The 21,219-nt window shown below is 58.2% G+C and carries 22 protein-coding genes and 1 tRNA gene; 11 read left to right on the top strand and 12 right to left on the bottom strand.

The genetic code is table 11. The features are described from left to right. Positions 1-33 precede the first annotated feature (33 nt). Positions 34-789 (top strand): transcriptional regulator VisR, encoded by a 756-nt coding sequence (gene visR / locus IEI95_RS27865; protein WP_015917351.1) that lies wholly within the window; start codon positions 34-36, stop codon positions 787-789. Positions 790-873: 84 nt separating this feature from the next. Here visR and IEI95_RS27870 read toward each other — a convergent pair whose 3' ends face one another. The 3 genes from IEI95_RS27870 to IEI95_RS27880 all read right to left on the bottom strand — a co-directional run bounded on the left by IEI95_RS27870 (position 874) and on the right by IEI95_RS27880 (position 3,472). Next, positions 874-1,974 (bottom strand): AI-2E family transporter, encoded by a 1,101-nt coding sequence (locus IEI95_RS27870; protein ID WP_234627075.1) that lies wholly within the window; start codon positions 1,972-1,974, stop codon positions 874-876. A gap of 199 nt (positions 1,975-2,173) precedes the next feature. Beyond that, positions 2,174-2,250 (bottom strand) — tRNA-Arg (locus IEI95_RS27875). Between the two features lie 58 nt (positions 2,251-2,308). Next, on the bottom strand, positions 2,309-3,472 hold the full coding sequence (locus IEI95_RS27880; protein WP_156531820.1) for a M20 aminoacylase family protein: 1,164 nt from the start codon (positions 3,470-3,472) through the stop codon (positions 2,309-2,311). Between the two features lie 176 nt (positions 3,473-3,648). Here IEI95_RS27880 and IEI95_RS27885 point away from each other — a divergent pair, with 176 nt between their 5' ends. Together IEI95_RS27885 and IEI95_RS27890 are read left to right on the top strand one after the other, a co-directional pair. Further along, a complete protein-coding gene (locus tag IEI95_RS27885) occupies positions 3,649-4,749 on the top strand; it encodes a D-alanyl-D-alanine carboxypeptidase family protein (RefSeq protein WP_194417382.1) in 1,101 nt (366 codons plus the stop codon). Between the two features lie 141 nt (positions 4,750-4,890). Continuing rightward, a complete protein-coding gene (locus IEI95_RS27890) occupies positions 4,891-6,048 on the top strand; it encodes a CobW family GTP-binding protein (protein WP_156538313.1) in 1,158 nt (385 codons plus the stop codon). Positions 6,049-6,072: 24 nt separating this feature from the next. On the opposite strand, the gene IEI95_RS27895 is transcribed toward IEI95_RS27890, so the two are convergent. The 5 genes from IEI95_RS27895 to IEI95_RS27915 form a co-directional block, all read right to left on the bottom strand. Then, positions 6,073-6,324, bottom strand: a complete 252-nt coding sequence (locus IEI95_RS27895) for a sulfurtransferase TusA family protein (RefSeq protein ID WP_041697160.1) — start codon at positions 6,322-6,324, stop codon at positions 6,073-6,075. Beyond that, positions 6,321-7,643 (bottom strand): L,D-transpeptidase family protein, encoded by a 1,323-nt coding sequence (locus IEI95_RS27900; protein ID WP_156531823.1) that lies wholly within the window; start codon positions 7,641-7,643, stop codon positions 6,321-6,323. Before IEI95_RS27900 ends, IEI95_RS27895 begins: the two co-directional genes overlap by 4 nt. Positions 7,644-7,994: 351 nt before the next feature. Continuing rightward, entirely contained in the window at positions 7,995-8,948 is a 954-nt protein-coding gene (locus IEI95_RS27905) for an acetyl-CoA carboxylase carboxyltransferase subunit alpha (RefSeq protein ID WP_194417256.1), read from the bottom strand. Between the two features lie 207 nt (positions 8,949-9,155). Continuing rightward, a complete protein-coding gene (locus IEI95_RS27910; protein WP_156531825.1) occupies positions 9,156-10,154 on the bottom strand; it encodes a site-specific tyrosine recombinase XerD in 999 nt (332 codons plus the stop codon). A gap of 42 nt (positions 10,155-10,196) precedes the next feature. Next, positions 10,197-10,349 carry a hypothetical protein gene (locus IEI95_RS27915; protein ID WP_015917342.1) on the bottom strand — a complete coding sequence of 51 codons (153 nt, stop codon included), beginning with the start codon at positions 10,347-10,349 and terminating at the stop codon, positions 10,197-10,199. 346 nt (positions 10,350-10,695) lie between these two features. Between IEI95_RS27915 and IEI95_RS27920 the strand changes: the two genes are divergently transcribed. After that, positions 10,696-11,289, top strand: coding sequence for a shikimate kinase (locus IEI95_RS27920; RefSeq protein WP_139191332.1), 594 nt, complete (start codon positions 10,696-10,698; stop codon positions 11,287-11,289). Then, entirely contained in the window at positions 11,286-12,431 is a 1,146-nt protein-coding gene (gene aroB, locus IEI95_RS27925) for a 3-dehydroquinate synthase (protein ID WP_156531826.1), read from the top strand. Before IEI95_RS27920 ends, aroB begins: the two co-directional genes overlap by 4 nt. 2 nt (positions 12,432-12,433) lie before the next feature. Here aroB and IEI95_RS27930 read toward each other — a convergent pair whose 3' ends face one another. After that, positions 12,434-12,715, bottom strand: a complete 282-nt coding sequence (locus IEI95_RS27930; RefSeq protein WP_156531896.1) for a BolA family protein — start codon at positions 12,713-12,715, stop codon at positions 12,434-12,436. 133 nt (positions 12,716-12,848) lie between these two features. On the opposite strand from IEI95_RS27930, the gene IEI95_RS27935 reads away from it, so the two are divergent. From IEI95_RS27935 to IEI95_RS27950, 4 genes are all read left to right on the top strand, one after another. After that, positions 12,849-13,475 (top strand): J domain-containing protein, encoded by a 627-nt coding sequence (locus IEI95_RS27935; RefSeq protein WP_041697155.1) that lies wholly within the window; start codon positions 12,849-12,851, stop codon positions 13,473-13,475. An 89-nt stretch (positions 13,476-13,564) separates the two neighbouring features. Then, on the top strand, positions 13,565-14,557 hold the full coding sequence (cobS, locus tag IEI95_RS27940; protein ID WP_071202919.1) for a cobaltochelatase subunit CobS: 993 nt from the start codon (positions 13,565-13,567) through the stop codon (positions 14,555-14,557). Between the two features lie 17 nt (positions 14,558-14,574). Further along, entirely contained in the window at positions 14,575-16,476 is a 1,902-nt protein-coding gene (gene cobT, locus IEI95_RS27945; RefSeq protein WP_071202917.1) for a cobaltochelatase subunit CobT, read from the top strand. 38 nt (positions 16,477-16,514) lie between these two features. Next, positions 16,515-17,492, top strand: coding sequence for an esterase-like activity of phytase family protein (locus IEI95_RS27950; RefSeq protein WP_420360092.1), 978 nt, complete (start codon positions 16,515-16,517; stop codon positions 17,490-17,492). An 11-nt stretch (positions 17,493-17,503) separates the two neighbouring features. On the opposite strand, the gene IEI95_RS27955 is transcribed toward IEI95_RS27950, so the two are convergent. Together IEI95_RS27955 and rpmB are read right to left on the bottom strand one after the other, a co-directional pair. Further along, positions 17,504-18,136, bottom strand: a complete 633-nt coding sequence (locus IEI95_RS27955; RefSeq protein WP_156531828.1) for a queuosine precursor transporter — start codon at positions 18,134-18,136, stop codon at positions 17,504-17,506. A 181-nt stretch (positions 18,137-18,317) separates the two neighbouring features. Then, positions 18,318-18,608 carry a 50S ribosomal protein L28 gene (rpmB, locus tag IEI95_RS27960; RefSeq protein WP_015917333.1) on the bottom strand — a complete coding sequence of 97 codons (291 nt, stop codon included), beginning with the start codon at positions 18,606-18,608 and terminating at the stop codon, positions 18,318-18,320. A 223-nt stretch (positions 18,609-18,831) separates the two neighbouring features. Between rpmB and IEI95_RS27965 the strand changes: the two genes are divergently transcribed. Together IEI95_RS27965 and yddG are read left to right on the top strand one after the other, a co-directional pair. After that, positions 18,832-19,632 carry a DUF3108 domain-containing protein gene (locus IEI95_RS27965; RefSeq protein ID WP_234890902.1) on the top strand — a complete coding sequence of 267 codons (801 nt, stop codon included), beginning with the start codon at positions 18,832-18,834 and terminating at the stop codon, positions 19,630-19,632. 26 nt (positions 19,633-19,658) lie between these two features. After that, on the top strand, positions 19,659-20,543 hold the full coding sequence (gene yddG, locus IEI95_RS27970; RefSeq protein ID WP_156531829.1) for an aromatic amino acid exporter YddG: 885 nt from the start codon (positions 19,659-19,661) through the stop codon (positions 20,541-20,543). A 3-nt stretch (positions 20,544-20,546) separates the two neighbouring features. On the opposite strand, the gene IEI95_RS27975 is transcribed toward yddG, so the two are convergent. Next, the gene (locus IEI95_RS27975) at positions 20,547-21,113 is read right to left on the bottom strand and encodes a cytochrome b (RefSeq protein ID WP_194417257.1); all 567 of its coding nucleotides are present in this window, start codon (positions 21,111-21,113) and stop codon (positions 20,547-20,549) included. Positions 21,114-21,219 lie beyond the last annotated feature (106 nt).

Consider the following 21,219-nt stretch of genomic DNA (forward strand, 5'->3'; position numbering starts at 1 on the left):
TCGCATCTTCAAGCGTTGGTATGAAAGGCAGCCATGGCGTTTAATGCAGACATGTCGAGCGGCAGGACAGGATCGGCGGCAGATCTGAAAGCCCGGCTGGCTGCGAACCGGGGCGATATTTTTCCTCGGCTGATTGCCATGCAGAAGGCGATCAACGCCCGCAGCTTCGCGGTGTTTCGGGTGGCGGGTTCAGGCCTGCCGCGCAAACGCATGTTGCAATGCGAATGTGAGAGCTGGGCGGCTAGCGGCATGGTCGGCAGCTATAGCGACGCATTTGTGTCCTGCTACGGCGACCTTCTGCTGAGCCATATCGACGATTTGCTTCTGCCTTTGATGTGGAATGCCAAGGACAACGCCACATTCTGTATCAGCAGTGAGTTTGGGGCTTTCGTATCGCGCCTGCCTGCTGGCAATCTGCCGTTTTCGGGTGTTGCCTTTCCTGTCCGGCTGGGTGCCGTCGGCAATGGCTATGTCATCTTCGCATTAAACGGATCTGAGGATCTCGATAGTGATGTGATGATCGACATGCATAATCGCAGCTGCAAGCTGATGATGGACATTCTGTCCCTGAGCGAGCGAAAAGTAGCGCCCTCCGAGGCGTTGAGCGACCGGGAAATCGCCTGCCTGCAATTGGCGGGCGACGGGCGGATCAGCGAAGAAATTGCCGAAAATCTCGGCCTCTCGGTCCATACCGTCAATGCTTACCTGGGCTCGGCGACGATCAAGCTTGATTCGGTCAACCGTATACAGGCAATCGCCAAGGCTATCAGGCTCGGCTATATCAACTGAGTTTCTAAAAAGATTTCCCTGTCGGCTTCTTTGCCTGGCAGACATTCCCGAACCGGTTTGGCGGAAAGCGCTACCGAAGCGCGATCACTCTGGCTGTTTGGCTTCCAGGAGCCATTCGCGCCAGATGGCCACCAGGATCGCCATCAGCACCGGGCCGACGAACAAGCCGAGCATGCCCATGGTCTTGACGCCGCCGATCAGGCCGAAAAATGTTGGCAGGAAGGGGAGTTTGATTGGTCCGCCCACCAGTCTCGGCCGCAATGTCTTGTCGACAATGAAAAGCTCTACGGTTCCCCAGGCAAGCAATCCGACCCCTGCAATGGTCGATCCGCTGGCAACCAGATAGATCGAGACCAGGGTGAAGGACAGCGGCGCGCCACCGGGAATAAGCGCCATGAAGCCGGTGATGATACCCAGCGTCACAGGGGAAGGCACACCGGCGATCCAATAGGCGAGGCCAAGCACGATGCCTTCGCCGACCGCAATGATCGTCATGCCGGTCACCGTGGAACTGATGGTCAGCGGAACCAGACGAGAAACCCGTTCCCAGCGTCCGGGCAGGATGCGCTCGCCAACAATATCCACCTGCGCGACAATACGCTCCCCGTCGCGATAGACGAAAAACAGGGCGATCAGCATGAAGAGCAGGGTGAGAAAGCTATGGAAGGCCGAAGAGCCGACCACCAGCAGGCCACGGTAAATCGTGCCGATATTGGCACCGCTGATCAGTTGCACCAATTCGCCAAGCGCGCCGGGATGGCCGACATATTGATCCCAATGCTCGGAAAGCCAGGCTCCGGCCAGAGGAACCTGGATTAACCATTGCGGGACCGGCGCGCCGACTTCATTGGCCCTCAAGGCCCAGACGCCCCAGCTTTTCACCTCATCGACGGCATAGATACCTGCAAGTGAAATGGGAACAACAATGAAAGAGACCACAAGAATGATGGCAATCGTCGCACCAATTGTCCTATTGCCACGGGCGAGGCCCAGGATCCGCCGATAGATCGGCCAGCTTGCAAAGCCGATCACCATGGCGGCCAGCAACGGCACGATGAAACCGTAGAAAAAATAGGCGCTGGCCATCAAGACGGCCAGCAGCAGCCAGCGCGCCGCCGAGGTTGGGGCAACCAGCGCATAGCGCTCTGCGGCAGCTCGCCGTACAGGAACGGCGGGCGGTGTCACGACGCTATCGTTTTTCGCAGTTCTCAAGGTCACCAGTACACTCCGAAGTCCAAAAGCCTCTCTGAAGCATGATAACTTCAGCATGAGCCGACGCAGGTCCGCGCCCGGTCGACCGATAGTAGTTCCTAATTCCAAAAAGCTTGTGAAAATATGGCGGCCGCACTGCAAAATATCGTTTATTTCGCTTTTGGCTTAAAAATGGTGATTCCGACGCGATTCGAACGCGTGACCCTCAGATTAGGAATCTGATGCTCTATCCTGCTGAGCTACGGAACCACTGCCTATCTCCATACAAAAACCCGTTCGTGAAGCCAAGCCTTTTCCTTGAGATATCTCAATCCGCCAGCCGCTGTTCGGCAAGCCTGACCCAGTAGGAAATGCCGTAGGCGATGGCTTCGTCGTTGAAATCATAGGCCGGGTTGTGAAGGCCCGCCGTATTGCCATTGCCGATCATGATATAGGCGCCGGGTCTGGCCTTCAGCATGAAGGCGAAGTCTTCGCCTGCCATGGAGGGATCGACGTCGGTGTTAACATTGCCTTCGCCGACGATATCGATGGCGGCGCGGGCGGCATTGTCGGTTTCCTCAGGATGATTGGCCGTGACCGGGCAGGGGCGTTCATAGATCACATCTGCTTCTGCCCCATGGGCGCTCGCGACGCCAGCGACGATTTCGCGGATCCGGCGCTCTGCCATGTCCTGTGTTTCGTCGTCATGGGTGCGCACAGTACCGGTCAGTTCGGCCTGCTCGGGAATGATGTTGTGGGTCGTTCCCGCCTGAAAGCGAGTGACGGAGACGACGACCGAGCGCACCGGATTGGCGCTGCGCGCCGCGATCATTTGCAGATTGGTGACGATCTGGGCGCCAATGGCAATCGGATCAATGGCGCGGTGCGGTTCGGCAGCATGGCCGCCACGGCCCTTGATGGTGATGAAGAATTTGTCCGGAGCGGCCATGATCCCGCCCTTGCGGATCGCGAAGGTGCCGACGGGCATGCCGGGCATGTTGTGCATGCCATAGACTTCGGCGATGTCGAAGCGCTCCATCAGGCCATCTTCCACCATGGCAAGCGCGCCTGCTCCGCCTTCTTCGGCGGGCTGGAAAATTACGGCGACTGAGCCGTTGAAATTGCGGTTTTCCGCCAGATATTTTGCGGCACCCAGCAGCATGGCGGTATGGCCATCATGGCCACAGGCATGCATGCGGCCATCGGTTTTCGATGCCCAGGCTTTGCCGGTGATTTCTTGAAGGGGCAGGGCATCCATGTCGGCGCGAAGGCCGATCACCCGGCTGCCATCGCCGCGTCCCTTGATCAGGCCAACGACGCCGGTGCGTCCTAAACCCGTGACCACCTCGTCGACGCCGAATTCCTTCAGTTTTTCTGTGACAAAGGCAGCCGTCTCATGGACGTCATACAGAATTTCCGGATTCTGGTGCAGATGATGGCGCCATTGCCGGACATCGGCTTCCAATTCTGCGGCGCGGTTCAAGATTGGCATCGGTTTTCCTGATCACATGCGTTTGAACCGGGCAGGTCCGGCTCATTTATCACTCGGTTGCAATTGACGTTGCTGATGGGCTTTGCCATTGGTTCGACATATAGGACATATGGTTGCCCGATGCGAGAGACATTCAGGGTGGTCTGTCCAGTTTCCGGAAGGAGAAGTCATTGTCCGTGCTGCCTCGCCAGATCCGGCGCGCCTTTGTTGCCGTTGCCTTGTTTGCCGCCATGCTGCCGTCTACGGTCGCAGCCAACCCCGTGCTGGTGGTGGATGTCAACTCTCTGACGGTGCTGGAGCATCAGGATAGTTTCAAGAAATGGTATCCGGCCTCGCTGACCAAGCTGATGACGGCCTATACGACATTCAGGGCGCTGAGAGCCGGTGAAGTGCGCCTGGACAGCGTGGTGACACTGAGTGCCTTTGCAGCGTCGCAAGCGCCGAGTAAAATGTTCTTCAAGCCCGGCTCGAAAATGACGCTGGACGATGCCCTGAAGATGATGCTGGTGAAATCCGCCAATGACATCGCCGTGGCCGTGGCAGAAAATGTCGGCGGCAGCCAGGCAGCGTTCGTTGCCCGGATGAATGCCGAGGCCGCCCGGCTCGGCATGACATCCAGCCATTTCGTCAATCCGAATGGATTGCCAGCTCCCGGCCAATATTCCACGGCCCGCGATCTTGCGGTGCTGGCCGTGACCATTCGCCGCGAATTTCCTGAATATGCGGGCTATTTCAAGATCGAAGCGATTGATACCGGCAAAAAAGTCTATCCCAATGTCAACATGCTGGTCGGCCGTTTCGATGGGGTCGATGGCATGAAGACCGGTTATATCTGTGCCTCCGGTTTCAATCAGATCACCTCTGCGACCCGCAATGGCCGTACGCTCATCACCGTGGTGATGGGCGCTGACAGCCTGGCGGCACGCGCCGATATTTCCGCCAATCTGCTCCAGAAATATTTTGATCGACCCAATGCTCAGGGATCGCGCCTTTCGGCGCTAGGGCCTGACAGCGTTGACGGTTTGAACGCGGTGAATGACGTGTCCGCCGAAATGTGCTCCACGGAGGCACGCAAGCGGCGTAGCGAAACCCGGGACGAGACCGGTCGGATGAAGCTGCAATCGCCCTATATCCATGAAATGTCCGCGCCGCCGGTGCCAGTCTTTGCTGGCCTCATCCCCGGCAGTGAGCCGCCGGATCCGCCACCGGCTGCTTCGGGTGCCAAACAGCAGCAGATGGGCGAAGTTCCGCGCCCCACGCCGCGCCCGCAAATGTAATGCGGGGCGCCATTGATAATGGCAGTCCGTGTTTTCTTTTCGAATAACTCAAGCCTTTAATAGATTTGTAAAATTCGAAATTCTTCCAAGGCGAGGATGCGTGAGCATCTCCCAGCCTTCGTATAAGAAGAGGTCATGACCATGGTTGCCCTTGCCGACCGCATTCCTGTTTCGATTCTGACCGGCTTTCTCGGCGCAGGAAAATCCACGCTGCTCAACCGGCTGCTGAAGGATCCCGCCATGCGCGACGCGGCGGTGATCATCAATGAATTCGGTGAAGTGGGGATCGATCATCTCTTGGTCGAAGCCTCCAGCGATTCCATCGTTCAGCTTTCGGATGGGTGCTTGTGCTGCACGGTGCGGGGTGAATTGATCGATACGCTGGCCGAACTGGTTGATGCCTTGCAGACCGGGCGGATCAAGACCTTGTCGCGGGTGGTGATTGAAACCACCGGATTGGCGGATCCCGCGCCAGTGATGCAGTCGGTGATGGGACATCCTGTTTTGTCTCAATCGTTTCAGCTGGAAGGGCTGGTCACCGTGATCGATGCCGTTAATGGCGAGAGAACGCTGGACAGTTACAGCGAAGCTGTCCGGCAGGTGGCGGTGGCCGACCGGCTGGTGATGACCAAGGCGAGCCTTGCTGATGACGGTGCTGTCGCAAGGTTGAAAAGCCGGATTGCCGGGCTGAACCCACGGGCGGTTGTTGTCGATGCGGAAACATCGGCTGCCGGTGAAGCGGTGATCCTGAACAATGGTCTTTATGATCCGGCGACAAAAATGCCGGACGTGGCGCGGTGGTTGCAGGAAGAGCAACATGCGGAGGATCATCGTCACCACGACCACGACCACGACCACGACCACGACCACGACCACGACCATCATCATGCCCACCATCACCATGACGATGTCACACGTCACGGCGCCACGATCCGCTCCTTCTCCATCCTTCACGACGATCCGGTCGATCCGGCGGCTCTCCATATGTTCATCGACCTGCTACGGTCGGCTCATGGTGAAAAAATGCTGCGGATGAAGGCGGTGGTCGGGCTGAAAGACGATCCCGAGCGGCCGATCGTCATTCATGGTGTGCAATCGATCTTTCATCCGCCACATCGGCTGGCGGCCTGGCCAGATCCCTCCGACCGCCGGAGTCGGCTGGTGATGATTACTGATGGGCTGGACGAAGCCTATGTGCGGGACCTGTTTGATGCCTTCACAGGTAAAGTGGCGATAGACCGACCGGATCGGAAGGCTCTGGAAGACAATCCACTGGCAGTGCCGGGCATGACCTTCTGATCGGCGGTTATCTCGGACGCTGCTTTATCGGGTGGGCATCTGATCAGGCTTGCCGATCACAAAGCGGTGACCGGTTGCGGATCTCTCGCTGGACAGCAGGATATATCCGTCTTCCCGGCAGAAATGCGGGATATCGATAATCGCCAGGGGATCGGTGGTTTCGACAATGAGCCGGCTACCGACCGCCATTCCCGACAGACGTTTTCGCGATTTTAGCACGGGAAGCGGGCATTTCAGCCCTTTGAGGTCCAGGATGTCTTCGGGCTCCGGGGTCACCGGGCGGCCCAGAATTTCCAGAAGGGTTTTGCCGCCGGTTCAGAGGCCGCATCCATGGCCACCATGCTGGCCTGCGGCGGCGGTGGCGCCACCGGGTTCGGCACGGGAACCGGGCCGGTGGCCGGGAGGGCGACGGTTGCCGTCTGCGTTGGGTCGATGTTGGCCGGAGCACCAGAACTCATAGTGCTTGCTGTCTGCGGATCGCTTGGCGCGCCATAGCGACCGGTCTTGGCGGAATTGTCCAGCGATGCGAACAGCGGGGCGGCTGTCGCTGCGGTTTTCCGTGGGCTGATGACCGGATTGGCGGGATCGGCGACCTCGGACAATTTCAACAGCTTGCCAGCCTTCAGCGCTGAGCCTGTCGGAGCATAGGCCAGGTCGCGGCCTTTCTTCAGGTCGGCAACCAGAGCCTTGCGTTCGGCTTCGCTTGGATCGTACCAGACCTTGTCCTCATACTTCTTCATGGCCTTGGCATAGTCGCGGCTATAGGCGGAATTATAGGAGGCAAGCGCCGCAGACAGTTGCGGTGGTGTGCTCATCGGTGGGCAGGCACCCGCCGGGTTCAGGCTTTTGCCTGCTTCGACTTGCTGGTTGAAGACATATTTCTTGTCGCAAACCCCAACCTGCGGCGGTTGTTTGGTGACTTCAAACTGGTCGTAACCGGCCTTCAGCATCTGCCAGAAGGGCATGTGGGTGCTGTAGCGATGCCGGGCCATGTTTTCGGCGGTCATGCGGAACGGAAAGGCTTGCAATTGCACGGTCTGTTGGCCGCCGCGAAAGGCATCGCGGGCAAAGGCATAGATTTCCAGGATCTGGGCATCCGTCATCGAATAGCAGCCGGAGGACGAGCAGGCCCCATGGATCATCAGATTGGTGCCGTTGCGATTGTTGACGGCATCATATTTGTTGGGAAAGCCGGTGTTGATCGCCAGGTAATATTTTGAATAGGGATTGAGATTGGCGGGCGTCAGGGCGTAGAAACCCTCCGGCGCCTGCCGGTCGCCTTCCTTCTCTTTCGGCCCCAGTTTCCCGGACCACGCACAGATCTGGTAGTCGGCAATTTTCTCGAAACGCCCGTCGGTCTTGGCCTTCCAGATTTCCAGAACGCCTTCTTCCTTGAAAATCCGGATGGCGATCGGCGAGTTTCGCTCCATGCCCTTCGCCTTCAGCGAGGCGAGGATTTCAGGCGGCAGCGGCTGCTCTACCTTGTTGGACACATTGGCCGGCATCTTCTTTTCGCTGACGCTATCCAAGGTGTCGTTGCACCCTGCCAGAAGCAGGGCGGTGGCGATCAGCAGGGCGGCGTTTGAAATGCGCATTGTCGAGCTCAACTGGGTCTCATTGGGGCGGAGGCATTCTTTCAGGACAAGGATGCATGAGCAGTCCTTATCATGGGACGACGAAGCATTGATCATCCAGGCGGGACAATATCAAGTCGGAGCCTGTCGATCCAGTCTCGATCCTTGCCCGAATATGGTTTCTAAAGTGTGAACGGGCACTGATTGCCCATTCCACGCTTTGCCTTAATTGCCAAAGCTTTTGTCGTTCACAACACCTATACCGACAGTCCTTGGTTATGACTGTCGGTATAAGGCCCGATTGAAACATTTATGGGGCAAATCACCAGCTGCATCGCAAGGCGATGCAAAAGGAGTTGTACTCTGGACGTTTTACAGATTACGGCCGATATCGAGGAATTTCTGGCGCCGCGCCGCGCGCAGTTCCGCCCCGCTTTGGCCAGACATATCCTTCAGTGCCGCTGCAATGGTTTCCCCGGTACGGTCGATCACCGTTTCGGGATTGCGATGGGCGCCGCCAACCGGTTCGGGAATGATATCGTCGATAATGCCGAAACCTTTTAGGTCTTCCGCAGTGATCTTCATATTGGTGGCGGCTTCCTTGGCGCGCGTGCTGTCGTGCCATAGAATCGAGGCCGCACCCTCAGGAGAAATCACCGAATAGATGGCGTGTTGCAGCATGTAGACGCGGTTGCCGGTGGCAATGGCAATGGCGCCGCCGGAGCCGCCTTCGCCGATGACGACGGATATCAACGGGGCTTTCAGGTTAAGGCACATTTCCGTCGAGCGGGCGATGGCTTCGGCCTGGCCGCGCTCTTCCGCACCGACACCGGGATAGGCGCCAGCGGTATCGACCAGCGAAATCACCGGCAGGCCAAAACGGTCGGCCATTTCCATGACGCGGATCGCCTTGCGATACCCTTCGGGCCGGGGGCTGCCGAAATTGTGCTTCAGGCGCGATTTGGTGTCGCTGCCTTTTTCCTGGCCGATAATGGCCACCGGTATACCCCGGAAACGGGCCAGGCCAGCCTGGATGGCTGCGTCCTCGGCAAATTTGCGGTCGCCAGCCAGCGGCGTGAAATCGGTAAACAGGCGCGAGGCGTAATCCACGAAATGCGGACGCTGCGGATGGCGGGCGACCTGGGTTTTTTGCCAGGCATTCAGCTTGGAATAAATCTCTTCCATGGCTTCGCGCACGCGGACTTCCAGACGACCGATCTCTTCCGAGGTGTCGATGCTTTCGTCCTCACTCTTTAGCTTCTTCAACTCGTGAATCTTGCCTTCGAGGTCGGAAATAGGCTTTTCGAAATCGAGATAGTTGATCATCAGGTCCGTTCCGATCCGTTACTCTATCCTGCTTTACGATGTTGGCTGAGCGGCGGCCATCGTAATCTCTGACTATATGCCTGATCTCACCACCCATCCTTGATGGTGTGAAACCGTAAATGTCTTCGCAATGCTTGGCCGCATGTCTGTCTTGCAGATAATTTGCGTGCCAACCCAAGGGGCTTAGCACATCGCCTAGCCGGGCTTCTAATCGTGGTTTTTCCTATGTTTTGCAAGAGGGTGATGTGTCTCAACCAGAATCTGGAGCCTTTCTTCGAGCACATGCGTGTAGATTTGCGTCGTCGAAATGTCGCTATGTCCCAGTAATTCCTGCACAACACGCAGATCCGCGCCGTTTTCGAGCAAATGGCTGGCAAATGCATGCCTGAGCACATGCGGCGACACCGCATCGCCGCTGAGACCGGCGCGAATGGCCAGATCTTTCAATTCCCGCGCGAAAACCTGCCTGGGCAGATAGCCTTCGCGGCTGGCGGCTGGAAACAGGAAGCCAATGCCCGATGATTTTCCCAGTTTCGACTCTGTTTGTTTCGACGCTGTTTTTTTCGATGGTGGTTTTTCTGCCTGTTCGATTTCCTTGGCCTGCGCGTAAACCTGCATGGCGGCGATGGCCGAGCGCGACAGCGGTACCAGCCGTTCCTTGTTGCCCTTGCCGCGGATCACCAGGAACCGGCCCTCCTGCGCAAGCACATTGGCCGGAAGCGAGACCAGTTCGCTGACACGCATGCCCGTCGCATAGAGAAGCTCCAGCAGCGCCAGGCGCCGCAGCTTTTGCAGGCGGTCGGGGCCTTCCAACGCCGCCTCGGCCTGGGCCAGGGATAGAAGCCTGTCGACATCGGCAATCGACAGGGTCTTGGGCAGAGGCCGGCCCTTTTTCGGGGTATCGAGGATCGAGGTCGGATCGTCGCCGCGCAGTCCCTCGGCATAGAGAAACTTGTAGAATTGCCGAAGCGCCGACAGACGGCGGGCCTGGGACGAGGCTTCGAAACCGCGATGGCCAAGATCGGCCAGATAGGCGGAGAGGTCGTCGCTGGTGGCGGCCATGACGCTGACTTTGCGCGTGGCCAGAAAGCCATGCAAATCTTCCAGATCCCGTTCATAGGAAGAGAGCGTATTGCCCGCCGCACCGCGCTCGGCGCTCATCATCTCAAGGAAAGCTTCGATGCGGGCGTGGCCGAGATCAACCATGGATGCTGTCGTTTCTGTTGTTTGGTGTCTGTGCCATCGCCGTCATGGCTGCTGCGGCTTGATTTGCGCGGCGGGAATGGTTGCGGTGATCTCCCGCTGGCCTGGCTCTACGAAGATGACCAGAGCCCACATCGCCGCATAGATCATGGCCGCCACAGTGGCTATGACGAACAGGAAGCGGAACAAGGTGGGCATGATGACGGCCTCCTGCCTTAAAAGGCATGGTGTACAGTGCCGTGCTTCCCAGAAGAAGCAGTCGAGTTTGCTGTAACACTTTGGGTTCTCTGGGTGTCGTTTATCTCTTCGGGAAAGAACAATTTTGCTTTTCCCTCAGTGCAACACACATCAGCAATATCGGCTGGAGCCGTTCCTGTTTCAAGATGGAACGTGGCAGCTTCTGCCGGATAATGCCCTAAACCCCTGGCACTTAAGGGAGGTCAAGTGGCATGCAGATGATTGTTTCTTGCTGGCATGTGCGGCAAGTGCTTGACGTGGCCCCGGCATTTGTCAATAGGGTGGTAAACCTGTTGCGAAAAGGCTGATGACCCACTCGATGCCCCATGCTGTTCTACCTCTTGCTGAGCGTGCCCGCTCGGTGCTCGGGCGTCGAAACCTGATTTTCGTCGGCCTGATGGGGGCTGGAAAATCCGCGATCGGGCGTCTCGTGGCCCAGCAATTGAACCTGCCGTTCATTGATACCGATACCGAGATCGAGCGGGTCTCGCGCATGACGATCAGCGAATTGTTCGCTGCCTATGGCGAGACGGAATTCCGGGCGCTGGAAACCCGGGTGATCCGGCGGCTGCTCAGGTCCGGGCCGAAAGTGGTCTCGACCGGCGGCGGCGCTTTCATCAATGACCGGACCCGCAGGCAGATCGAGCGTGGTGGTATTTCCATCTGGCTGAAAGCCGATCTGGATGTGCTGTGGGAGCGGGTCAACAAGCGCGATCATCGCCCGCTGTTGAAAACCGAACACCCGAAACAGACGCTGGAAAAGCTGATGCTGGAGCGCTACCCGATCTACCAGCGTGCCGATATTACCGTATTGTCGCGCGATGGGCGCAAGGAAGCCATTTCCGCTGAGGTGATGGATGCGGTGATCGCCTATATCAGCAAAGGCAGGAGCAAGCGATGAGCACAGATCAGGCATCCGAACGCCCCGAATCCTCAGAGCGTCTCGTCCATGTGCCGCTTGGTGAGCGTGCCTATGATATCCTGATCGGCGACGGCCTGATCGGACGGGCGGGCGGCGAGATTTCCACCCGTATCAAGGGCCGCAAGGCAGCCATCATCACCGACGAGAATGTCGCCGCGCTTTACCACGGCGCGCTGATGGACAGCCTGGAGGCGGACGGCTTTGAAGCCGTGTCGCTGACCCTTCCCGCCGGTGAAAAGACCAAGAGCTTTGGGCACCTGACCAAGGTTTGCGACGTGCTGCTGGAAGCGCGTATCGAGCGCAACGATGTCGTCATCGCTCTTGGCGGCGGCGTTATCGGCGATCTCACCGGCTTTGCGGCGGGTATCGTTCGGCGCGGGGTGCGGTTCGTGCAGATCCCGACCTCGTTATTGTCGCAGGTCGATAGTTCCGTCGGCGGCAAGACCGGCATCAATGCAAGGCAGGGCAAGAATCTGGTTGGCATTTTCAATCAGCCGGATCTGGTTCTGGCCGATACGGCGGTGCTGAATACGTTGAGCGAACGGGAATTTCGTGCCGGCTATGCCGAAGTGGCGAAATATGGCCTGATCGACAAGCCGGAGTTTTTTGATTGGCTGGAGCGCAACTGGCGTGAGGTCTTTGCCGGAGGAGCGGCCCGCACGCAGGCGATTGCGCTGTCCTGCCAGGCAAAGGCCGATGTGGTCGTGGCCGATGAGCGCGAACATGGGCGCCGGGCTCTGCTCAATCTTGGCCACACCTTCGGCCACGCGCTGGAGGCGGCCACGGGCTATGATAGCCGCCGCCTTGTGCATGGGGAAGGTGTTGCCATCGGCATGGTGATGGCCCATGAATTCTCGGCCCGGCTCAATCTGGCCAGCCCCGACGATGCCAAGCGGGTTGAGAGCCATTTGAAAGAGGTTGGCCTGCCCACCCGGATCAGTGAGATCCCTGGGGATATGCCGCCCGCAGAAGAGCTTATGAAGGCCATTGCCCAGGACAAGAAGGTCAAGGGCGGTCAATTGACCTTCATTCTCACTCACGGTATCGGGCAGTCTTTCGTCGCCGACGATGTGCCATCCTCGCAAGTGCTGAGTTTTCTACAAGACAATCTGCCCGGCTGATCTCACCAGCGCGTTGCCTCGCCGGGCGCTGATGGTTCGATGGCGAGCGCATGCAGGCCGGCATCCAGTTCTGGCTTTAACAAGTCGGTGACAGCCCGGTGCCGGGCCAGGCGGCTGAGGCCGGTAAAACGGCCTGAGATGATGCGCACCCGCATATGGGTTTCACCAGTGCCGGTTATATCAGGTTGATGGCCGGCATGGTGGTGGCTTTCATCGATCACCAGCAGGCGCTCGGGCTGGAAGGCCTGTGTCAATTTCTGCTCTATCGTCTGGCGAAGTGACATCTGGTGGCTCTGCATGCGGTGGCGTCCAATTCTGCTGACCAATTCGGCGTTTAGAGAAAAGCCTCCAAATGGCCAAGAACAATATGATTTGTCAATTCTTGTTGTGAGATGGGGAAAGCCTCATAATTTGCCAATGAAACTCGACTCAAAATATTTCGACAAGATCCGCACGCGCCGCAAGAAGGATGCGGAACCGGAACCGCCCGTCACCACCTGCCAGTGGGATGGCTGCGAGCGACCGGGCGTGCACCGGGCACCGGTGGGTCGCAATGCCGAAGGCAAGTTTTTCCTGTTCTGCTTCGAGCATGTGAAGGAATACAACAAGGGTTACAATTACTTCTCTGGTCTGTCCGACAGCGAAATTGCCCGCTACCAGAAGGAGGCAATCACCGGTCATCGCCCGACCTGGACGGTTGGCGTCAACAAGGCGGCCAAGGGATCACCCATTCACTCCACCCAGCGCTCCGGCTCGGCTACGGCGCAGGCGCGGATGAGAGATCCTTTCGGCTTTGTCTCGCAAGGGCGCGGCAATGCGTCGCGGTTCGAGCCGCAGGCGCGAAAGTTGAAGACGCTGGAAGCAAAAGCCTTCGATGCCCTGGGCTTGACGGGGGCTGCCACCGCCCAAGATATCAAGAGGCGCTATAAAGAGCTTGTCAAAAAACATCATCCAGATGCAAATGGCGGAGACAGGGGTTCTGAAGAGCGTTTTCGGGCTGTTATTCAGGCCTATCAATTGTTAAAGCAGGCAGGTTTCTGTTAATCGAAGACTATATCCGATTGCGTATGCGACCTGATTGTATGCGACCTTGATTGTATGCGCTGGGAGATGCCGCCCGGCTTGGAGAGACGATGAGCAAAATTGACCTTGATATCGCCAACCTGCCCGACACAACAGTTTCCGTCCGGGAGGTGTTCGGCATCGACAGCGACATTCGCGTGCCTGCCTATTCGAAGGGCGATTCTTATGTGCCGGATCTCGATCCCGACTATTTGTTCGATCGGGAAACCACGCTGGCCATCCTTGCCGGTTTTGCTCACAACCGCCGCGTCATGGTGTCCGGTTTTCACGGCACGGGCAAATCCACCCATATCGAGCAGGTCGCTGCCCGGCTGAATTGGCCCTGCGTGCGCGTCAACCTCGATAGCCATGTCAGCCGTATCGACCTGGTCGGCAAGGACGCCATCGTCCTGAAGGACGGCAAGCAGATCACCGAATTCAAGGATGGCATTCTGCCCTGGGCCTATCAGCACAATGTGGCGCTGGTGTTCGACGAATACGATGCCGGACGCCCGGACGTGATGTTCGTTATCCAGCGGGTGCTGGAATCCTCTGGCCGCCTGACCCTGCTCGACCAGAGCCGCGTCATTCGCCCCCATCCCGCTTTCCGGCTGTTTGCAACGGCCAATACGGTTGGACTTGGCGACACGACCGGCCTTTATCACGGTACCCAGCAGATCAATCAGGCGCAGATGGACCGCTGGTCGATCGTCACCACGCTGAACTATCTGCCGCATCAAAAGGAAGTCGATATCGTCCTGGCCAAGGTCAAGGGCTTTGCCGCCACCCAGAACGGCCCCGATAATGTGGCCAAGATGGTGCGTCTGGCCGATCTCACTCGGTCTGCCTTCATCAATGGCGATCTTTCGACCGTCATGAGCCCGCGTACCGTGATCACCTGGGCCGAAAATGCCGAGATCTTCGGTGATATCGGCTTTGCCTTCCGCGTCACCTTCCTCAACAAATGTGACGAACTGGAGCGGACATTGGTGGCCGAGCAATACCAGCGCGCGTTTGGCATTGAACTCAAGGAAAGTGCTGCCAATATCGTTCTTGGCGCCTGAAAAGAGACTTAAGGAACATGGCAGGTCGCGGCGATAATTCCCAGGCGAAACCCGGCACGGCGGTCGATACCGAACCGTTGCGCCGGGCGATTACCGGCTGCGTGCGGTCGATTGCCGGCGATCCAAGCGTTGAAGTGGCTTTTGCCAATGATCGTCCGGGCATTGCCGGTGAGCGGATTCGCCTGCCGGAAATTTCCAAGCGTCCAACCGCCCATGAACTGGCGGTGACGCGGGGTCTTGGTGATTCCATGGCGCTTCGGCTCGCCTGCCATGACCAGAAAGTTCATGCCTCCATGGCACCGGAGGGGCAGGATGCCCGTTCGGTGTTTGATGCGGTCGAACAGGCCCGGGTGGAATCGATCGGTGCCTTGCGGATGACCGGCGTTGCCGCCAATCTGAAATCGATGACCTCGGAAAAATATGCCAAGGCCAATTTTTCCGGCATCGAGCGGCGCGAGGATGCGCCGCTGTCGGAAGCGGTGGCGATGATGGTCCGTGAGGCGCTGACCGGTCAGAAGCCACCGGAAAGTGCCGGTAAGGTGCTGGATCTGTGGCGCTCCTTCATCGAGGAAAAGGCCAGCAGTGATTTTTCCAATCTGGCCAATGTGATCGAGGACCAGCAGGCCTTTGCCCGCGTCGTGCGGCATATGCTGTCTTCGATGGAAATGGCCGAGGATTTCGGTGAGGACCCGGAACAGGCCGAGCAGGAAGAGACCTCGGAAGAAGACCAGCAGCGCAGCGGCGAGGAAGAGCAGGAAAATTCCGAGCAGGAAGCCGGCTCCGAAAGCGCGCCCGCCGATGAAAGCGAATCTGCAGAAGAGCAGATGGACGACGGCGAGATGGACGGTGCCGAGATTTCTGACGACGACATGTCGGAAGAGGGCGACGAGGACAGCGAGACTCCCGGTGAAATGCGCCGTCCGGCCAGCCCGTTCGACGATTTCAATGAAAAAGTCGATTACAAAATGTTTACCGAGGCCTTCGATGAAGAGACCTCGGCGGAAGAACTGTGCGACGAAGCCGAACTGGATCGGTTGCGCGCTTTCCTCGACAAGCAGCTTGCCCATCTTCAGGGCGCAGTCGGCCGGCTGGCCAACCGGTTGCAGCGCCGGTTGATGGCGCAGCAGAACCGCTCCTGGGATTTCGATCTGGAAGAAGGCTATCTCGATCCGGCCCGGTTGACCCGGCTGATCATCGATCCGATGCAGCCGCTGTCGTTTAAGCGGGAGAAGGACACCCAGTTCCGCGATACGGTGGTGACGCTGGTGATCGACAATTCCGGCTCGATGCGCGGCCGCCCGATTACGGTTGCCGCCACCTGTGCCGATATCCTGGCCCGCACGCTGGAGCGCTGCGGCGTCAAGGTGGAAATCCTTGGCTTTACCACCAAGGCCTGGAAGGGCGGCCAGAGCCGCGAGCAATGGCTGGCCAGCGGCAAGCCGCCAACGCCGGGCCGTCTTAACGACCTGCGCCATATCGTCTATAAATCGGCGGATGCGCCGTGGCGGCGGGCACGGCGCAATCTCGGCCTGATGATGCGCGAAGGCTTGCTCAAGGAAAATATCGACGGCGAAGCGCTGATCTGGGCGCATAACCGGCTGTTGGCGCGGCGCGAACAGCGCAAGATCATGATGATGATTTCCGATGGTGCGCCGGTGGACGATTCGACCTTGTCGGTCAATCCCGGCAATTATCTGGAACGGCATTTGCGCGCTGTGATCGAACAGATCGAGACCCGGTCTCCGGTTGAATTGCTGGCGATCGGCATCGGCCATGACGTGACCCGCTACTATCGCCGGGCCGTCACCATTGTCGATGCGGATGAATTGGCAGGGGCGATGACCGAGCAATTGGCTGGCCTCTTCGAAGACAAGCCCACTAAGGGTGCCCGTGGCGGTTCGTTCCGCCGCGCCAGCTGAGTGCGCGTGATCCGTTGCTAATCACCTCTCGCAAAGCCTTGCTCGCCTTCTGCTGCGGCTCCGCACTGCTTTTGGCAGCATCTCAGGCCATTGGTGAGTCTGCGGCGGTGAGTAGCCGCAAAATTGAATATTTCAATCCGGCCTCGGACCAGACCGTGTTCGGCAAGCTGGAATTTCTCGGTGGGCTGGACCTGACATCCTCAGACAGTCTGTTCGGGGCATGGTCTTCGATCCGGTTTCGACCGGATGGCAAGCGTTTCATTGGTGTGCTGGATACCGGTCACTGGATTTCAGGTGAAATCAAACGAGATGAAAAGGGCCGCCTTTCCGGTATCGATGGCGTCTCTTTGGCTCCGATGCTGGACCGCGAAGGCCGCAACAATGTGCCGAAACGGGCGATGGATGCCGAGAGCCTGGCAATCCGTGGCGATAAGATCTATGTGGGCTTTGAGCAGCGCCATCGGATCGATCAATATCCCCTCGACGGATTTGAAACGGCCAAGCCGGAAAAAAGCTTGCCATTGCCCATTCCCAAAAAGGTCCTGGAGAGCAATCGCAGCCTGGAAATGCTGACGGCATCGCCTGCGCAAGGACCGCTTGCCGGTGGTCTTGTGACGATCACCGAGGAGAGCCTGGACATCAATGGCAATCTCTATGCTGGCGTGGTCGATGGTCCGCATCCGGGTGGCTTCAAGCTGGTGCGCCGTGATGATTTCGACGTGACCGATGGCGCCTGGTTGCCGGATGGTGATCTGCTGCTATTGGAGCGCCGGTTCCGGTTTCCAAGCGGGCTCGGCATGCGCATCGTGCGCGTCAAGGGCGACAGCATCAAGCCGGGCGCTCTGGTGGATGGAGAGATCCTGCTCGACGCCGATCAAAGCTTCCAGATCGACAATATGGAAGGCCTGGATGTGGTGGACATGGGCAATGGCGACCTTCGCCTGATCCTGGTCTCCGACGACAACCACTTCATGCTGCAACGGACGCTGATGCTGGAGTTCCGGCTACAGCCGTAAGGCAGCAGAGGTCAAACCCGCGCAAGCTGGTAGGGCTTCAGCCTGTTCATCAATGCCCCATAGGGCAAAAGCATAATCAAGCCGACCAGCATTTTCACGGTAAAATCACCGATGGCCCAAGAGATCCAGCGGGGGATTTCAGGGGAAAACGCACCAAGCAATGGCGCCCAGCTTATCGCAAAATCATCATTCGGACCAATGAAGCCAAAGACCGGTGCAAAAGACAGCGAGAAGAAAATCACCGTATCGAGTACCGAGCCGAACAGTGAACCGGCCAGCGGTGCTTTCCACCAGTCCTGCTGGCGCAGCCGGTTGAAGACGCTGATGTCAAGCAATTGTCCGACCAGATAGGCGGTGCCTGAGGCAATGGCGATGCGTGGTTGTCCGGTGACGAAGGACAGCGCCACGCCCACAAGAAAACCGACAAACACCACTTTACGCGCCGTGGAGGGGCCAAACTGGCGATTGGTGAGGTCGGTGACCAGAAAGGCGACCGGATAGGTAAAGGCGCCATAGGTCAAGAGGTCGCCGAGTTGCACGCCCGCCAATTGGCCCGACAGTGGAAACTGCACGAGGATGTTGGAGGCGACCACGACTAAGGTCATGAGCATGCTGTAGACGAGGATGTGACGTGTGATCCGCATTTTTTTATCCTGGGAGATGCCACCAGCTATAGCTCAGTCCACATTCGGACCGGCCATAACAAGAAAGGGTCGATACTTGCCGCTGTGCCAAAGACTTTGGCGAGAAACGGCGCAAGCGAAAAGGCTCGAACGTTTTACCGTTCAAGCCCGTTCGTTATGTCAATGCTGTGGCTGCCTGATATCAGGCGGCGACTGCGGTCTTCTTGACGATCTGGCGGCGCAGCAGACGAGCGCGCATGCTCAGTTCGGTTTCATTTGCCTTCAAAAGGAAGGCATCCAGGCCACCGCGATGCTCGACGGAACGAAGAGCAGCAGCAGAGACGCGCAGACGGTAGCGCTGGCCGAGGGCATCGGAAATCAGCGTAACATCGCACAGGTTCGGAAGGAACTTGCGGCGGGTCTTGTTGTTGGCATGGCTTACATTATTACCCGACTGGACGCCCTTGCCGGTCAATTCGCAACTGCGGGACATGATGCACCTATTCTTATTGGCAGTCAGAGAGCTTTCTGGGCAATAACCCAGGGCGCAATCCAACGCGGTCTGATTGGAAAGTTGCGGTTCTATAGTCAGCTGAAGCCGCCTCGTCAAGACAAACCTTGGCAAAAGGGCGGATTTATCGACGCTTCGGCTATGGTCTTGCCATAGTGAACGCCATAAATGAAGGGGTAACAGACATTGGAGCCATGGTGTCGCAATGCATTTTAAGCTTGTTCGTAAACTGTCTTTTCTGCTGGTCGCCCCTGTCGTGTTCGGTGCTACGCTGATCTTGGCCAGTGGCTCTGCCTCTGCAGGAGAGACCTATCGCAATGAATATCGCGTCACCCTGCTTGGTCTGCCTGTCGCCCGCGCCACCTTCGTTACCGAGGTCACCCGTCCCGGCTACACCATTACCGGCACGATTTCGTCGGCGGGCATTGCCAATGTGTTCACCAGCCTCGATGCAAAGACCAAGGTGACGGGACAGGTGGCCGATGACAAGCATTTGCAGGCCAGCAATTACAATCTGGTCTATACGCGGGGCAAAAGGACGCGGGTCTATGACGTGCGTTATGCGGGCGGCAATGTCGTTTCCACGACGATCACCCCTCAACCCAACCGAAACAAGGACCGCTGGCTGCCGGTGAGCGCCAGCGATTTGCGCTCCGTGCTCGATCCGGTCGGCGGGCTTACCTTGCCCGACGATGGCAAGATCTGCTCCCGGACCCTGCCGATTTTCGATGGTGAAAGCCGGTTGGACCTGGTGATGTCGCCAAAGGGCAAGAACAAGTTTACCGCTGGCAATGTATCGGGCGAAGCGATCGTCTGCTCCGTTCGCTATGTGCCAAAATCCGGCTTCAACAAGGGTCGTAGCGATATCGAATATCTGCGCAGCGCCAACGATATGGAAATCTGGTTTGCCAAGACCGGAACCATGACCTTATATGCCCCTGTCTATGCGCGGGTGCCAACGCGGGTGGGAACGCTGTCGATCACGGCGACCCGGTTTGGGGCCTGATCAGCACTAAAATAATTGAGGGGCGGATGAAGGTTCGGGCAACGCTGATCGGGTTTTCGGCCATCCTGATGTGGTCTTTTCTGGCGCTGTTTACGGCAGCGTCGGGAACCATGCCGCCCTTCCAGCTCTCGGCCATCTGCTTTGCCATCGGCAGTCTTCCCGGCATTGCAACCTTCATGATCCGGCCGGAGCGGCTGACATTGCTGAAACAACCGGCCAAGGTCTGGGTGGTCGGGATTGCCGGCCTGTTCGGTTATCATTTCCTCTACTTCACGGCGCTGAGAAATGCCCCTGCCGTAGAAGCCGGGTTGATTGCCTATCTCTGGCCGCTGTTGATCGTGTTTGGATCGGCGCTGCTGCCGGGGGAGCGGCTGCGCTGGTATCATATGGCGGGCGCGATTGCCGGGCTATGCGGCACCGTGCTGATCATCGGCAAAAACGGCCTGTCCTTCGACCCGGCCTATGCGATGGGCTATGGGGCCGCTTTGCTCTGCGCCTTGACCTGGTCGAGCTACTCGCTGGTCACGCGCCGGTTCGATGCGGTCTCCACCGATGTGGTGACAGGCTTCTGCCTCGCCACGGCACTGCTGTCGCTGCTCTGCCACCTCTGGCTGGAAACGTCTGTCTGGCCGGATAGCGCCAGCCAGTGGTTTGCCGTGGCTGGCCTTGGGCTGTTGCCGGTCGGCGCAGCCTTCTATGCCTGGGACTACGGCGTCAAGAACGGCGACATCCAGATCCTGGGAGCCGCTTCTTATGCCGCACCACTGCTGTCGACGCTGGTGCTGCTGGTTTTCGGTTTTGGTGAGGCAAACCTGCGCATTCTTGGTGCCTGTGTGCTGATCACGGGTGGTGCGGCGCTGGCTGCAAGCGGCATGTTTCGCCGCAAGACAGCCATCGAAGACGCGGCTTGACGGCTACCTGCCGGGTATCATCTTCATCAACACGCCGTCCTTCAGCACGGTATGATGGAAAATAGCCGCAACGGCATGCAGCGTGGCCGCGCCGATGATGATCCAGGCAAGCAGAGAATGCATGTCACCGAGCAGATGGCGATAATCCGGCGATATACCGATGAGATCGGGAATGGAAAACAGCCCGAAGAAGTCCACGGGCTTGCCCTGTGACCAGCGCCATAGAAAGCCGAGGGAAATCTGCGCGGCAAGCCCGAAATAGAGCAGGTAATGCACCGCCTTGCCCATCAGGCCCAAAACGCCTTTTTCTTCTTCCGGCAGGGTTTTGAGACTGGCCATCCGCCAGATGAGCCGCAGCAGAAACACAGCGAAAAATATGATTCCGGCACCATAATGCAGCGCCTTCAGGCCATTGCGAAGCGCACCGCCTTTTTCCGTAAATTCCCAGATTTCTGCCGAGAGAAACAGGGCAAGCACCAACAACGCCGTTGCCCAGTGCAGCCAGATCATGCCGCTATTGTAGCGCGTGGAGCGCGGTACGGTCGAATCAAGCGGGATATTCATCGTCATGGTGCCACTCCAAAAAATCGGATTTTGCAGCGCAACAAAACGTTTTATGCTGACAAGGGCCTGAAGCCTGTGGGGGCCTGAAGCACAGGGGGCTTGAAGCTCACCA

The sequence above is a fragment of the Agrobacterium vitis genome, from assembly GCF_014926405.1.
Lineage (GTDB): Bacteria > Pseudomonadota > Alphaproteobacteria > Rhizobiales > Rhizobiaceae > Allorhizobium > Allorhizobium vitis_H.